The sequence below is a fragment of the Pseudomonas sp. P8_229 genome (assembly GCF_034008635.1).
In the GTDB taxonomy this organism is placed as follows: domain Bacteria; phylum Pseudomonadota; class Gammaproteobacteria; order Pseudomonadales; family Pseudomonadaceae; genus Aquipseudomonas.
The window spans coordinates 1,792,109-1,807,004 of the sequence record NZ_CP125378.1; the positions used below are offsets into that span (position 1 = coordinate 1,792,109).

Genomic DNA, 14,896 nt, shown 5'->3' on the forward strand with positions numbered 1-14,896 from the left:
AATCCCGGAGCGAAGGAACCCCGAGCCCCAGCGAGCGGGCCGCACGCAGGAGCAAGCGTTTTTTTGCTTACTTTTTTAGGCGTTTGTAAAAAAAGTGAGTCGCCGTCAGGGCGAAACCCTAAGCTGCCGTTACCGCAGCAACGGATATGTAGCCAGCGAAACTGACAGCGCCGACAGCTAGCCGTCACCCTACTGACCCGCAGACAGGTTTATAAAGACAACAACCCTGCCCAAACTCCGTCCGGCGCCCACCCCGCATGCGAATCCAAAAGAACAAAGCCCTGCTCGCCACCCTATTGATCGTCCTCGCAGGCGCAGGTCTGTGGTACGCCCTGAAACCCGCCGCAACCAAACTCGCCACCCCCACAGCAATCCCCGTGCGAGTCATAGCGGTCAGCGAAAAAGACGTCCCCCGCTACACCAGCGGCATCGGCTCCGTACTCTCATTACACAGCGTCGTAGTGCGCCCCCAGATCGACGGCATCCTCACCAAAATCCTCGTCAAAGAAGGCCAACTGGTCAAAGCAGGCGACCTGCTGGCCACCATCGACGACCGCTCCATCCGCGCCAGCCTCGACCAGACCCGCGCCCAACTGGGCGAAAGCCAGGCACAACTGCAAGTCGCGCTGGTCAACCTCAAACGCTACAAACTGCTCAGCGTCGACGACGGCGTCTCCAAACAGACCTACGACCAGCAACAAGCCCTGGTCAACCAATTGAAGGCCACCGCCCAAGGCAACCAGGCCTCAATTGATGCAGCACAGGTACAACTTTCCTACACGCAGATCCGCTCCCCGGTCACTGGCCGCGTCGGTATTCGTACAGTCGATGAAGGCAACTTCCTGCGCATGACCGACACCACCGGCCTGTTCACCGTCACCCAGATCGACCCGATCGCCGTCGAGTTTTCCCTGCCCCAGCAAATGCTGCCGACCCTGCAAGGCCTGATCAACGATCCGCAACGCGCCCAGGTCAAGGCCTACATCGGCGCCGACACCGATGGCGAAACCGGCAACCTGCTCGGCGAAGGTCACCTGACCCTAATCGACAACCAGATCAACGCCAACACCGGCACCATCCGCGCCAAAGCCGAATTCGACAACGCCAGCCAGAAGCTCTGGCCCGGCCTGTTGGTCACGGTAAAAATTCAGACGGCGCTGGACAAGGATGCGCTGGTTGTACCGCCCACCGTCGTACAACGCGGTCTCGATCAGCACTTCGTTTACCGGGTGAATGGCAACAAGGTCGAAGCGGTGCAGGTGCAGATGGTTTATCAGGGCAGCGACCAGGACATCATCAAAGGCGTGAAGGCCGGTGACGTACTGGTGACCGATGGCCAGTCGCGGCTCAAACCCGGCTCCACCGTGCAGGTCATGAGCGAGCCGCCGCAGGTGGTGCAAGCGGAGCCGAAACCATGAAGGCGCACAAAGGCGTCTCCACGTGGTGCATCGATCACCCGGTCGCAACGATTCTGCTGACCATCGCGCTGGTGCTGGTCGGCGCAATTGCCTTCCCGCGCTTGCCGATTGCCCCACTGCCGGAAGCGGAATTTCCGACGATTCAGGTGTCCGCGCAGTTGCCCGGCGCCAGCCCCGACACCATGGCTTCATCCGTGGCCACGCCGCTGGAGGTACAATTCAGCGCCATCCCCGGCATGACCCAGATGACTTCAAGCAGTGCCTTGGGCTCAAGCCTTTTGACCCTGCAATTCACCCTCGATAAAAGCATCGACACCGCCGCGCAGGAAGTACAAGCCGCGATCAACACCGCCGCCGGCAAACTGCCCAAGGACATGCCGACGCTGCCAACGTGGAAGAAGGTCAACCCGGCCGACAGCCCGGTGCTGATCCTCAGCGTCAGCTCGACGCAAATGCCTGGCACCGAACTCAGCGACCTCGTGGAAACCCTGCTCTCGCGTCAGATCAGTCAGATCGACGGCGTAGGCCAAATCAACATTACCGGTCAGCAACGTCCGGCGATTCGCGTGCAAGCCTCGGCGGACAAACTCGCGGCGATCGGCCTGACCCTCGCCGACATTCGGCTGGCGATCCAGCAGACCAGCCTCAACCTCGCCAAAGGTGCGCTGTACGGCGAGTCGAGCATCTCGACGCTGTCGACCAACGACCAGTTGTTCCATCCTGAGGACTACAGCCAACTCATCGTTTCCTACAAGGATGGCGCGCCGGTTCACCTGCGCGATGTCGCCAAAGTCGTCAACGGTTCGGAAGATGCCTACGTGCAAGCGTGGGCCGGCGATCAACCCGGTGTGAACCTGGTGATCTCGCGCCAGCCCGGCGCCAACATTGTCGAAACCGTCGACCGTATCCAGGCCGCACTGCCCGGCCTCGAAGCGATGCTGCCCGCCTCGGTGCAAGTGAAAACCCTGATCGACCGCACCCAGACCATTCGTGCCTCGCTGCATGAAGTCGAAATCACCCTGATGATCGCAATTCTACTGGTGGTCGCGGTAATGGCGCTGTTCCTGCGTCAGTTGTCGGCGACCCTGATTGTCTCGGCGGTACTCGGTGTGTCGTTGATCGCCAGTTTCGCCCTGATGTACATCCTCGGTTTCAGCCTGAACAACCTGACGCTGGTGGCGATCGTCGTCGCGGTCGGCTTCGTCGTCGACGATGCGATTGTGGTGGTGGAAAACATCCACCGGCATCTGGAGGCCGGTGACGACATGCGCGAAGCGGCCATCAAGGGTGCCGGCGAGATTGGTTTCACTGTGGTCTCGATCAGTTTCTCGCTGGTGGCGGCGTTTATTCCGCTGCTGTTCATGGGCGGCGTGGTTGGGCGACTGTTCAAGGAATTCGCCCTGACCGCGACCTCGACCATCATGATTTCCGTGGTGGTCTCGCTGACTCTGGCGCCGACGCTGGCGGCGCTGTTCATGCGCAAACCGGTGCATCACGCCCACGACAAACCGGGTTTCAGCGAACGCTTGCTCGGCTGGTACGAGAAAGGCCTGCGCCGCGCCCTCGCCCATCAGAAATTGATGATCGGCGTATTCGGTTTATCACTGGCAATGGCCATCGGTGGTTACATCTTTATCCCCAAAGGTTTCTTCCCGGTGCAGGACACCGGTTTTGTCCTCGGCACCACCGAAGCCGCTGCGGATATCTCCTACGGCGACATGGTGAAAAAGCACCTGGCGATGGCCGAAATCGTCGCCGCCGACCCGGCCGTGCAGGCGTTTTCCCACTCGGTGGGCGTGTCGGGCAGTAACCAGACCATCGCCAACGGGCGCTTCTGGATCGCCCTGAAAAAACGTGGTGACCGTGACGTCTCGGCCAGCCAGTTCATCGATCGGATTCGTCCGCAACTGATGAAAGTCCCGGGCATCGTGCTGTACCTGCGCGCAGGGCAAGACATCAACCTCAGCTCCGGGCCGAGCCGCGCGCAGTACCAATACGTGCTCAAGAGCAACGACGGTGCGACCCTCGCCACCTGGACCCAGCGCCTGACAGAAAAACTGCGCAGCAACCCGGCGTTCCGCGACATTTCCAACGACCTGCAATTGGGCGGCAGCATCACTCACATCAGCATCGACCGCAGCGCCGCCGCACGTTTCGGCCTCACCGCAAGCGCTGTCGACGAGGCGCTGTACGACGCCTTCGGTCAGCGCCAGATCAACGAGTTCCAGACCCAGGTCAACCAGTACAACGTGATTCTGGAACTGGACACCAAACAGCGCGGCAAGGCCGAAAGCCTCAACTATTTCTACCTGCGCTCGCCACTGAGTGGCGAGATGGTGCCGCTGTCGGCGCTGGCAAAATTTGATGCGCCGACCATCGGCCCACTGTCGATTGCCCACGACGGCATGTTCCCGGCGGCCAACCTGTCGTTCAACCTCGCTCCCGGCGTGGCGTTGGGTGACGCAGTGATCCTGCTCAATCAGGCCAAGGCCGAGATCGGCATGCCGACCGCGATCAGCGGCAACTTCCAGGGCGCGGCGCAGGCATTCCAGAGTTCGCTGGCCAGCCAGCCGTGGCTGATTCTCGCAGCGCTGGTGGCGGTGTACATCATTCTCGGCGTGCTTTATGAGAGTTTCGTGCATCCGCTGACGATCATTTCCACGCTGCCGGCGGCAGGTTTGGGCGCGGTGATCATGCTGTGGATCTGCGGCCAGGACTTTTCGATCATGGCGCTGATCGGGCTGGTGCTGCTGATCGGTATCGTCAAGAAGAACGGCATCCTGATGATCGACTTCGCCCTCGAAGCGCAGCGCCATCGTGGACTGCCGCCGCAGGATGCGATTTACGAGGCGTGCATCACGCGGTTCCGGCCGATCATCATGACCACCCTCGCCGCCCTGCTTGGCGCCCTGCCGCTGATGCTCGGTTATGGCACTGGCGCCGAACTGCGCCAGCCGCTGGGGATCGCGGTGGTGGGCGGTTTGCTGGTCAGCCAGATGCTGACGTTGTTTACCACTCCGGTCATATACTTGTGGCTTGAGCGGCTGTTCCATCGGCCTAAGCCTGCGCCTTCACCAGCGCTGGCAACCACAGACTGAGGCGGGTCATGCGCGTTCTGATTATCGAAGACGAGGAAAAAACCGCAGATTATCTGCACCGCGGTCTGACGGAACAGGGTTACACCGTGGATCTGGCCCGCGACGGCGTCGAGGGCCTGCACCTGGCGCTGGAAGGCGACTACGCGGTGATCGTCCTCGACGTGATGTTGCCGGGCCTGGACGGCTTCGGTGTGCTGCGCGCGCTGCGTGCACGCAAGCAAACCCCAGTGATCATGCTCACCGCCCGCGAGCGGGTCGAAGACCGCATCAAGGGCCTGCGCGACGGCGCCGACGATTACCTCGGCAAACCGTTTTCCTTCCTCGAACTAGTCGCGCGCCTGCAAGCGCTGACCCGGCGCAGCGGCGGGCATGAACCGGTGCAGGTGAGCATCGCCGACCTGTGGATAGACTTGATCAGCCGCAAGGCGACCCGCGCCGGCACGCGACTGGACCTGACGGCGAAAGAGTTCTCGCTGCTCAGCGTGTTGGCGCGGCGCCAAGGTGAAATCCTCTCGAAAACCGCCATCGCCGAGATGGTCTGGGACATCAATTTCGACAGTGACGCGAATGTCGTCGAAGTCGCGATCAAGCGTCTGCGGGCCAAGCTCGACGGGCCGTTCGACGAGAAACTGCTGCACACCATTCGCGGCATGGGTTATGTGCTGGAGAGCCGTGGTGTCCAGTAATTCCATCGCGCTGCGCCTGAGCGGGATGTTCACGCTGGTGGCGCTGCTGGTGTTTCTGTTGATCGGCGGTGCGTTGTATCAGCAGGTCGACAAGGGCCTGGGCCTGTTGCCGGAGGCCGAACTGGACGCGCGTTACAGCGTGCTCGAATCGGCCCTCAACCGTTATGGCACACCCGAGCATTGGGTGAAGATCAACGCCAAGCTCAAGCTGCTCGGCGAGGAAGACAAGCGCATCCGTTTCTGGGTGGTCAGCGGTGATCCCGGTTACGAGTATGGCGAGCCGGACGCCCTGATCCGCACCTTCGCCAAAGGCCTGACGGGCATGCATGACCTGCAGTTGCCCGACCACCCCTATCCGCTGAAAGTGCTGCTGACCGAACTGCCGGCCAAGGATCAGCGCCCGCCGCTGCGCTTCATGATCGGCATCGACACCGAGACCTTCCACGAGACTCAGCACAACCTGCTGATCGCCTTGGTCAGCCTGGCGATTATCGGGGTGCTGATGGCGTCGGCATTGGGTTACTGGGTCGCGCGGATTGGCCTCAAGCCGCTGATCAAACTGTCCCACGAAGCCCAGCGCCTGGCGCCACCACTGCGCGCCGGACGCTTGCGCCTGTCGCCGTTGCCGCCGGAACTTGAGCAGTTTGTCGAGTCGTTCAACTCGACGCTGGAGCGGGTCGAACAGGCCTACTCGCGGCTGGAATCGTTCAATGCCGACGTGGCCCATGAACTGCGCTCGCCACTGACCAACCTGATCGGCCAGACCCAGGTCGCACTAACCCGCGGGCGCTCCGCCGAACACTACTTCGAAGTGCTGCAATCCAACCTCGAAGAGCTGGAGCGCCTGCGTTCGATCATCAACGACATGCTGTTTCTTGCCAGCGCCGACCAGGGCAGCAAGGCGACCAAACTGACCGAAACCTCGTTGGCCGATGAGGTCGCGACCACGCTGGAATACCTGGATTTCATCCTCGAAGACGCGCAAGTGCAGGTGCACGTGAGTGGTGATGCGCATGTGCGCATCGAAATCGCGCATTTGCGGCGGGCGTTGATCAATCTGCTGAGTAACGCCGTGCAACACACCGCGCCTGGCAAAGTGATCGAGGTGCGAATCGAGGTCGAGGAACATCAGGTCAGCATCGGCGTGGCCAACCCGGGATCGCCGATTGCCAGCGAGCACTTGCCGCGTCTGTTCGAGCGCTTCTATCGGGTCGATGCGTCACGCAGCAACAGCGGCAATAACCATGGCCTGGGGCTGGCGATCGTCAAGGCGATTGCGCTGATGCATGGTGGGGATGTGTTTGTGCGCAGTGATCGGGGGATGAATACCTTCGGGATTCATCTCCCTGTTTAATCGCTGATTATAGTCCCCTGTGGCGAGGGGATTTATCCCCGATGGGTTGCAAAGCAGCCCTGAATCCTCTGTGCAAGTTGTGTCAGGAGGATCGCGATTGCTGATTTTGGGGCCGCTTCGCAGCCCATCGGGGATGAATTCCCTCACCACAGAGAATGGAGTCCCCCCTCTCGATCTTTGCCTTTGCTGTAACAGTCATTTATGAAAATCATGCTGTTTCCCAACGCCCGGCAACCTTATCTTTGCCCGCACCAAACAGCACTTGCCAAGCAAGAAGGTTTTCAAGATGTCCAACAGTATGGGTATTGCCAGCGCGTTCGTTTTGTCCTCATTGATCCTGTCGCCGATGGCGATGGCTGAAGAATCGCAGTCGTTCGTAGCGCAGAATGCCGCTCGCGCTCACGCCTTCGAACAGTCTCAGGCAGAAGTGCTGGTCAAGTCGCAAGACGCCTCGCAAGCCCCTCAGGCCGCCACTTCACAGGCTCAAGCGGCCGAGAAAGACAGCTGAGTCGCGTACCGCGAAAAATTTTCCCTCGACGCGGTTGTTTGGCTCTTCCCGTTCAACCGTCGTCATTCCAGGCCGCTGCCTTTCAGCGGCCTTTTTTCGTTGTGGTCTGAAAGCCGTTTGGTTCGTCTGTAACAACAAGAAACTTCCCGCACCTCAAGACATTGAAGTGTCAGTTGACCCAAGGAGCTCCATCGCAAGTGCGTTACCCAGTCAGCTTCACCCCGCTGTTCATTGCAATTGCCGCAACGATTGCGCCCGCCGCCCATGCCGACGAAGCCGCCAGGGAAGGCTTCGTCGAAGGTTCGAGCCTCAACCTCAACGCTCGCAACTACTACATGAATCGCAACCGTCTGCAGCAGACGGACGACAACATCGAGTGGGGCCAGGGTTTTCTCGGGATCTTCCAGTCGGGTTACACCGAAGGCACGGTCGGTTTCGGCATTGATGCCCACGCCATGCTCGGGCTGAAGCTCGACGGCGGTGGCGGTACCGATGGCTCGAGCATCCTGCCGATCAGCGATGGCAACGGCAAAGCGCCGGGCTCGTTCTCGACTGCGGGCGGCACCCTGAAAATGCGTGCGTTCGACACCGAGCTGAAGGCCGGTGACCTGTTCCTCACCAACCCGGTGATTGCCGGTGGTGAAAGCCGCATGCTGCCGCAGACCTTTCGTGGCGTCAGCCTGACTAACCACAGTTTGGACGGCTGGATGTTCGAAGGTGGCCAGGCCAGTTTCACCAAGCCTTATAACCAGAGCGGTCGCCAGCGCATCGGCACTTCCTACGGCAAGCTGGCCGATGGCGACGAAAGCCGTCACTTGAACTGGACCGGGGTTTCCTGGAGCGGCGTCGAAGGCCTGACCAGCAACCTGTATGCCGCCGAGCTCAAGGACATCTGGAACCAGTACTACTACGACCTCGACTACACCTGGTCGCTGAACGATCTGGTCAGCCTCAACCCGGGCCTGCACTTCTATCACACGCAAGACACCGGCGACGCACTGCTGGGCAACATTGACAACAACACCTACAGCCTGCATTTCACCGTCGGCATCGGCAGCCACAGCGTCACTGCCGCATACCAGCGCGTGAATGGCAACACCCCATTCGACTACATCAGCCAGGGTGACAGCGTTTACCTCGATAACTCCCAGCAGTACTCGGACTTCAACGGCCCGAACGAGCGCTCCTGGAAGCTCAAGTACGCCTATGACTTCGCCGGTCTCGGCATGCCGGGCCTGACCTCGGCGGTGTCGTACTCGCGCGGCACCGTGGACCTGACCAAGGTTGATCCGCACAGCACAGGCTATGCTTCGTGGTACAGCGCTGACGGTCGTAACGCCAAACACTGGGAGCGCGACATCGACTTGAAATACGTAGTCCAGAGCGGCCAGGCGAAAGATCTCGCGGTACGTCTGCAGTGGGCGACCAACCGTGGTGGCAACGGTTACGGCGCGATCGATACTGACACAGATGAATACCGTGTAATTGTCGACTATCCGATCAACGTCTTCTAAGATCGGCGCGACAACACCCGTCTCAAAGTTTTTGATCTACCCTGTGGGAGCGGGCTTGCTCGCGAAAGCGCTGTATCAGTCGACATCCATGTTGAATGACACAGCGCTTTCGCGAGCAAGCCCGCTCCCACAATTGAATACCGTCACTGACTTCACGCAACTACGCTATTAAGATTCCCCCAACCGACAGCCCCCATCATGATCGCGAGCCGTACCCCACCTGTGGCGGGCAAGACCGGACGTCCCGAATTGCTGCTGATCTGCGGCAGTTCGCTGACCGTGATCGCGATTCTGTGCATCGTCACGTTTCTGCTGATCCGCGAGCACGCCAACGCTCAGGAATCGGCCACCCGCAGCGCCACCACCATCGCGCAACTGATCGACGCTGACGTCCTGCGCACCGTCGAGTTGTACGACCTGACCCTGCAAGGCCTGATCGCCGCCTCGCAGCGCGATGACTTGCGCGACGTCACTCCGCAGATCCGCCACCTGGCGCTGTTCGACCGTTCGACCACCGCGCGCTTCAAGGGCGACATCCTGCTGCTCGACAAGCATGGCGATGTGATCGCCGACTCATCGCGGGTCGAGCCCAAACCGGGCAACTTCGCCGACCGCGATTACTTCCTCGCCCACGCGTTCAACCGCGACACCGGCATGTTCATCAGCCGCCCGTTCAAGACCCGTTGCGACTGCGACGAAGCCAACCAGTGGCGCATCAGCTTCAGCCGGCGAATCTCCTCGGACACCGGCGAATTCGCCGGCGTGGCCGTGGCCTCGATGAAGCTCGACTACTTCGATCAGCTGTTCAACAGCCTCGACATCGGCAAAGACAGTACGCTGAACATCATCAACAGCGACGGCATCCTGCTGGCGCAGAAGCCGTACCTGCAAAGCGACTCCATCGGCAAGAGCTTCGGCAACCGGCCCAACGTGGTGCGGATCCTGGCGGACAAGGATGGCAATGGCAGTTTCACCAGCACCTCGAGCATGGATCAGCAGCAGCGTCTCTACACCTATTCGCGGGTCGGTAACTTGCCGCTGACGGTGATGGTCGCGCTGTCCAGCGATGAAGTGTTCGGCACCTGGCGGCGCACCGCGTTGTTGATCAGCGGTGCCACCGGCGTGCTCTGTGCCGGCCTGCTGTGGCTGACCTGGCTGCTCGCCCGTGAACTGCGTTTACGGCAACGCGCCGAACGCGAACTGGCGCAACTGGCCGCCACCGATGCGCTGACCGGGGTGGCCAACCGGCGAATGCTCGATCTGTCGCTGCGCCACGAATGGTTCCGCGCCCAGCGCTCGGGCCAGCCGCTATCAGTCATGATGATCGACGCCGACCACTTCAAGGCCTTCAACGATCGCCATGGGCATCAGGCCGGCGATCAGGCACTGCGCGAGCTGGCCAAGGTGATCAGCGCGAACGTGCGACGTCCGGCGGATCTGGTCGCCCGTTATGGTGGCGAAGAGTTTTCGGTGATCCTCGCCGAAACCGACAGCACCGGCGCACGTCAGATTGCCGAACATATCCGCCAGGCAGTCGAGCAGATGCCGAGAGTCGAGGGCGCGGATGTGGCGATGACCGTCAGTATTGGCATCAGCACCTGGACGGCGGCAGTCGAGATGTCGCTGGAACAACTGCTGTTTGCGGCGGACAAGGCGTTGTATCAGGCCAAGGAAGGTGGGCGCAATCGGGTGGTGGTGGCTGGCTGAAGTATTGCGGTGGTTGCAATGGCCTCTTCGCGAGCAAGCCCGCTCCCACATTTTTGGAATGCGTTCTCCCTGTGGGAGCGGGCTTGCTCGCGAAGACGCCAGAACAGACAACATCAAATTCAGGGCATAAAAAAAGGCCATCCGAGGATGGCCTTCAAAAAACTAGAGAGGTTTTTTACTTACACTGCCGCAACCGGGCGCATGTAAGAGATCGGTGCAGTGCTGGCGTCTTCGAACGTCACGACTTCCCACGCATCTGTCTGCTCAATCAACTTGCGCAGCAGCTGGTTGTTCAGTGCATGACCGGACTTGAAGCCTTTGAACTCACCAATAAGGCTGTTGCCCAGCAGGTACAGGTCGCCAATCGCATCAAGGATCTTGTGCTTCACGAATTCGTCTTCGTAGCGAAGGCCGTCTTCGTTCAGTACACCATCGGAATCCACCACGATCGCGTTTTCAACGCTGCCGCCGAGTGCGAGGTTGTGCTTGCGCAGGTACTCGATGTCACTCATGAAACCGAAAGTACGGGCGCGGCTGACTTCTTTTACGAACGAAGTGCTGGAAAAATCCACGCTTGCACTTTGGGTGCGGTCCCGGAAAACCGGGTGATCGAAGTCGATCTCGAAGCTCACCTTGAACCCTTCGAAAGGGACGAAAGTGGCGCGTTTGTCGCCGTCTTCCACTGTCACTTCACGCAGGATGCGGATGAATTTCTTGGCGGCGTCCTGCTCTTCCAGGCCTGCCGATTGAATCAGGAATACGAACGGTCCAGCGCTGCCATCCATGATCGGGACTTCGGACGCGGAGAGCTCGACGTAGGCGTTATCGATGCCCAGGCCAGCCATGGCCGAGAGCAAGTGCTCTACCGTGTCCACTTTGACGTCGCCGTTGATCAGCGTCGTCGACATAGTGGTTTCACCGACGTTTTCCGCGCGGGCAGGAATCTGCACCACAGGGTCGAGGTCAGCGCGACAAAACACAATGCCAGTGTCGACAGGCGCAGGCTTGAGGGTCAGGTAGACCTTCTCCCCGGAATGCAGGCCTACACCTGTGGCACGGATAATATTTTTCAGTGTGCGTTGTTTAATCATGGCTTGGGCCGCTTCAGCGCAAATTGCGAACTGGTATCAACAAAGGCTGGCGATAATAGCAGACCGAGCCTTTGCTGAACACCAATCACCGTCATAGCCCTGATACATTCCATCAATCGGCCTGACGACGCAGGAATGCCGGGATGTCCAGGTAGTCCAGATCGTCCTGCGGATTCATCTTCGCGGCAGTCGCAGCACCGGCCTGAGCCTGGTTGCGCATGACGGTCGGACGGTCCAGGTCACGGTAGTTCACCGCCGGTGCATCCTGACGAGCAGGGGCCGGTTGTTGAACCTGAGCAGACGCCATGGAGGTGTGAACGGTGTTGTCGATGACCTTCACAGGCTTCTCGATTTTCGCGCCCAGACCAGTGGCAACCACAGTCACGTGCAGCTCGTCGCGCATGTCCGGATCGATAACGGTACCGACCTTGACCATCGCGTGCTCGGAAGCGAAGGCTTCGATGATGCTACCCACGTCGGAGTACTCACCCAGGGACAGGTCAGGACCAGCAGTGATATTCACCAGGATGCCGCGGGCACCTTGCAGGTTCACGTCTTCCAGCAACGGGTTGCGGATGGCCGCTTCAGTGGCTTCACGTGCACGGTTCGGACCGCTGGCGCAGCCAGTGCCCATCATCGCCATGCCCATTTCGCTCATCACGGTACGCACGTCGGCGAAGTCGACGTTGATCATGCCCGGACGCTTGATGATGTCGGAGATACCGCGAACGGCACCGGCCAGTACATCGTCTGCCTTGGCGAAAGCCGACAGCAGGCTGGCGTCTTTACCGAGGATGGTCAGCAGCTTCTCGTTGGGAATGGTGATCAGCGAGTCGACGCTTTCGGACAGCATGCGGATGCCTTCGTCGGCGATCTGCATACGCTTGCGACCTTCGAACGGGAACGGACGGGTCACGACCGCTACGGTCAGAATGCCCATTTCCTTGGCCACTTCGGCGATGATCGGTGCAGCACCGGTACCGGTACCACCGCCCATGCCAGTGGTAATGAACACCATGTTGGTGCCCTGCAGGACTTCGGCAATGCGCTCACGGTCTTCGAGAGCGGCCTGACGACCTACTTCAGGGTTGGCGCCAGCGCCGAGACCTTTGGTCACGCCGGTGCCCAGTTGCAGGATGGTGCGCGCGCCGATGTTTTTCAGCGCTTGAGCATCAGTGTTGGCGCAGATGAATTCAACGCCTTCGATGTTGCTCTTGACCATGTGGTTGACAGCGTTGCCGCCGCCACCGCCAACACCGATAACTTTGATTACCGGGCTTGCGGGGATGTTGTCTACGAGTTCGAACATTTTCCCTCTCCTTACATTCTCTAGTTTTTTCGCCTACTGCATTTTTGTAGCGGTGTTGCGGTAAAGCTTTAGAAGTTGCCTTGAACCCACTTCTTCAATCGGTCCAGCAACGGCGCCTGTGGCTCATCGTTGCTGTAGCTGTCGCGGCTGCCGATGCCCGAGAACGAGATCCCGTCGGACTGCTTCTGCAGGCCGTACATCAACAAGCCAACGCCAGTGGAATAAATCGGGTTGCGAACCACGTCATCCAGGCCCTTCACGCCATGCGGCACGCCCAGGCGAACCGGCATGTGGAAGATTTCTTCGGCCAGTTCAGTAGCGCCTTCCATCTTCGACGTACCGCCGGTCAGGACGATGCCTGCCGGGATCAGGTCTTCGTAGCCGCTGCGACGCAGCTCCGCCTGGATCAGGGTGAACAGTTCGTCGTAACGCGGCTCGACCACTTCGGCCAGGGCCTGACGCGACAGCTCGCGTGGTGGACGGTCGCCAACGCTTGGCACCTTGATGGTTTCGCCGGCACCGGCCAGTTTGGCCAGGGCGCAGGCGTAACGGATCTTGATTTCTTCGGCGTACTGGGTCGGGGTGCGCAACGCCATGGCGATGTCGTTGGTCACCTGATCACCGGCAATCGGGATCACCGCGGTGTGGCGGATCGCGCCTTCGGTGAAGATCGCGATGTCGGTGGTGCCGCCGCCGATGTCGACCAGGCACACGCCCAGCTCTTTTTCGTCGTCGGTCAGCACCGAGTAGGCCGAGGCCAGTTGCTCGAGAATGATGTCGTCGATTTCCAGACCGCAGCGGCGCACGCATTTTTCAATGTTCTGTGCGGCGTTGACGGCGCAGGTGACCACGTGGACCTTGGCTTCCAGACGCACGCCCGACATGCCCAGCGGCTCGCGCACGCCTTCCTGGTTATCGATCACGTAGTCCTGCGGCAGGGTGTGCAGCACGCGCTGGTCAGCCGGGATCGCCACGGCCTGGGCGGCGTCGAGTACACGCTCAAGGTCAGCCGAGCTGACTTCGCGATCACGAATCGCGACGATGCCGTGGGAGTTCAGGCTGCGGATGTGATTGCCGGCCACGCCGACGAACGCCGAGTGAATGCGGCAGCCCGCCATCAGTTGGGCTTCTTCGATCGCGCGCTGGATCGACTGCACGGTGGACTCGATGTTCACCACCACGCCCTTCTTCAGACCGCGGGACGGATGAGTACCGATACCGACGATTTCCAGCGTGCCGTCGTCCGCGACCTCGCCTACCAGCGCCACCACTTTGGAGGTGCCGATATCCAGACCGACGATCATTTTGCCGCTTTGCACGTTTGCCATGGGTCCTGCCTCTTCTTAATTCTTTGCGACAGCGGGTTTGTCTGTCGTCGGCGCTACAGGTTCCCGCCAGCCAACGGCGAGGCCGTTGGCGTAGCGCAGATCGATGCGCGCAATGTTCGTAATCTGGTCTTTAAGCGTCTTGTCATAGATGGCGATGAAGCGGCGCATCTTTTCCACCAGGTTGCCGCGTCCCAGCAGCAACTCGATGCCGGGACCGGAACTGCCGGCACCGGTGGTCAGGAACCAGCTGCCGCGTTCACGCAATTCCAGGCGTGCAATCGAGAAGCCCAGCGGCCTGAGCATCTGGCTCAGCACCTGATATTGCTGCATCACTTGCTGCTGGGCCCGTTGTGGGCCGAACAACTGTGGCAGGTGTTCGTAGTTCGCCAGCTCCTTTGGCGTGAACGCCTGGCCCTGGTTGTTCAGTAGCGACTCGTCGCCCCAACGGGCCACGGGCAGTTGCTCTTCGAGGCGGATCACCACCTGGTCCGGCCACACCCGACGTACTTCGGCGTGGGCGATCCAGGGCATCTGCTCAAGCTCGGTGCGCATGCCGGCCAGGTCGATGGTGAAGAAGCTCGACGCCACGTACGGGGCAATCCGCTGCTGCACCGCTTGCTGGCTGATGTAGCTCAGGTCACCCTGCACGGCGATCTTGGTGATCGGCCGGTCGGCGTACGGCAACAAACGCTGCGCGCCTTCGTAGGTTCCAAAACCCAGCACCACCAGCAGCACCGGCCAGAACAGGTTTTTCAGAAAGCCGAAATTGGCTTTCGGCAGGCGCACGGACATCGGCTCTTTGGCCACCATTCGGCTGGCACCCCGCGGCACCGGCTTGCGGCCGGGTGCGGGTGGCTGATGTCTGAGCTGAGCGCCTTGCATG

General features: G+C 60.5%; 11 protein-coding genes. 7 read left to right on the plus strand and 4 right to left on the minus strand.

Annotation, left to right across the window (positions count from 1 at the left end; genetic code table 11):
• The first annotated feature begins 257 nt into the window (after positions 1-257).
• From QMK55_RS08035 to QMK55_RS08065, 7 genes are all read left to right on the plus strand, one after another.
• A complete protein-coding gene (locus tag QMK55_RS08035; protein WP_320329010.1) occupies positions 258-1,418 on the plus strand; it encodes an efflux RND transporter periplasmic adaptor subunit in 1,161 nt (386 codons plus the stop codon).
• Positions 1,415-4,516, plus strand: coding sequence for a multidrug efflux RND transporter permease subunit (locus QMK55_RS08040; protein ID WP_320329011.1), 3,102 nt, complete (start codon positions 1,415-1,417; stop codon positions 4,514-4,516). The genes QMK55_RS08035 and QMK55_RS08040 overlap by 4 nt, the downstream gene beginning before the upstream one ends.
• A gap of 8 nt (positions 4,517-4,524) precedes the next feature.
• Complete coding sequence (locus QMK55_RS08045) at positions 4,525-5,202, plus strand: heavy metal response regulator transcription factor (protein ID WP_025109277.1); 678 nt, start codon at positions 4,525-4,527, stop codon at positions 5,200-5,202.
• Positions 5,192-6,556, plus strand: a complete 1,365-nt coding sequence (locus QMK55_RS08050) for a heavy metal sensor histidine kinase (RefSeq protein ID WP_320329012.1) — start codon at positions 5,192-5,194, stop codon at positions 6,554-6,556. Before QMK55_RS08045 ends, QMK55_RS08050 begins: the two co-directional genes overlap by 11 nt.
• Before the next feature lie 286 nt (positions 6,557-6,842).
• Positions 6,843-7,064 (plus strand): hypothetical protein, encoded by a 222-nt coding sequence (locus QMK55_RS08055; RefSeq protein WP_102356601.1) that lies wholly within the window; start codon positions 6,843-6,845, stop codon positions 7,062-7,064.
• Positions 7,065-7,261: 197 nt separating this feature from the next.
• Positions 7,262-8,578, plus strand: coding sequence for an OprD family porin (locus QMK55_RS08060; protein WP_320329013.1), 1,317 nt, complete (start codon positions 7,262-7,264; stop codon positions 8,576-8,578).
• A gap of 198 nt (positions 8,579-8,776) precedes the next feature.
• Positions 8,777-10,285 (plus strand): sensor domain-containing diguanylate cyclase, encoded by a 1,509-nt coding sequence (locus QMK55_RS08065; protein ID WP_102356598.1) that lies wholly within the window; start codon positions 8,777-8,779, stop codon positions 10,283-10,285.
• A gap of 179 nt (positions 10,286-10,464) precedes the next feature.
• Here QMK55_RS08065 and lpxC read toward each other — a convergent pair whose 3' ends face one another.
• The 4 genes from lpxC to QMK55_RS08085 all read right to left on the minus strand — a co-directional run bounded on the left by lpxC (position 10,465) and on the right by QMK55_RS08085 (position 14,895).
• Positions 10,465-11,376, minus strand: a complete 912-nt coding sequence (gene lpxC, locus QMK55_RS08070; RefSeq protein ID WP_007961638.1) for a UDP-3-O-acyl-N-acetylglucosamine deacetylase — start codon at positions 11,374-11,376, stop codon at positions 10,465-10,467.
• Between the two features lie 112 nt (positions 11,377-11,488).
• Positions 11,489-12,685: a cell division protein FtsZ gene (gene ftsZ, locus QMK55_RS08075; protein ID WP_102356597.1), complete on the minus strand. Its 1,197-nt coding sequence runs from the start codon at positions 12,683-12,685 to the stop codon at positions 11,489-11,491.
• A 68-nt stretch (positions 12,686-12,753) separates the two neighbouring features.
• The gene (gene ftsA, locus QMK55_RS08080; RefSeq protein ID WP_003228014.1) at positions 12,754-14,013 is read right to left on the minus strand and encodes a cell division protein FtsA; all 1,260 of its coding nucleotides are present in this window, start codon (positions 14,011-14,013) and stop codon (positions 12,754-12,756) included.
• A gap of 15 nt (positions 14,014-14,028) precedes the next feature.
• Positions 14,029-14,895 (minus strand): cell division protein FtsQ/DivIB, encoded by an 867-nt coding sequence (locus tag QMK55_RS08085; RefSeq protein WP_320329014.1) that lies wholly within the window; start codon positions 14,893-14,895, stop codon positions 14,029-14,031.
• Between the last annotated feature and the right edge of the window lies 1 nt (position 14,896).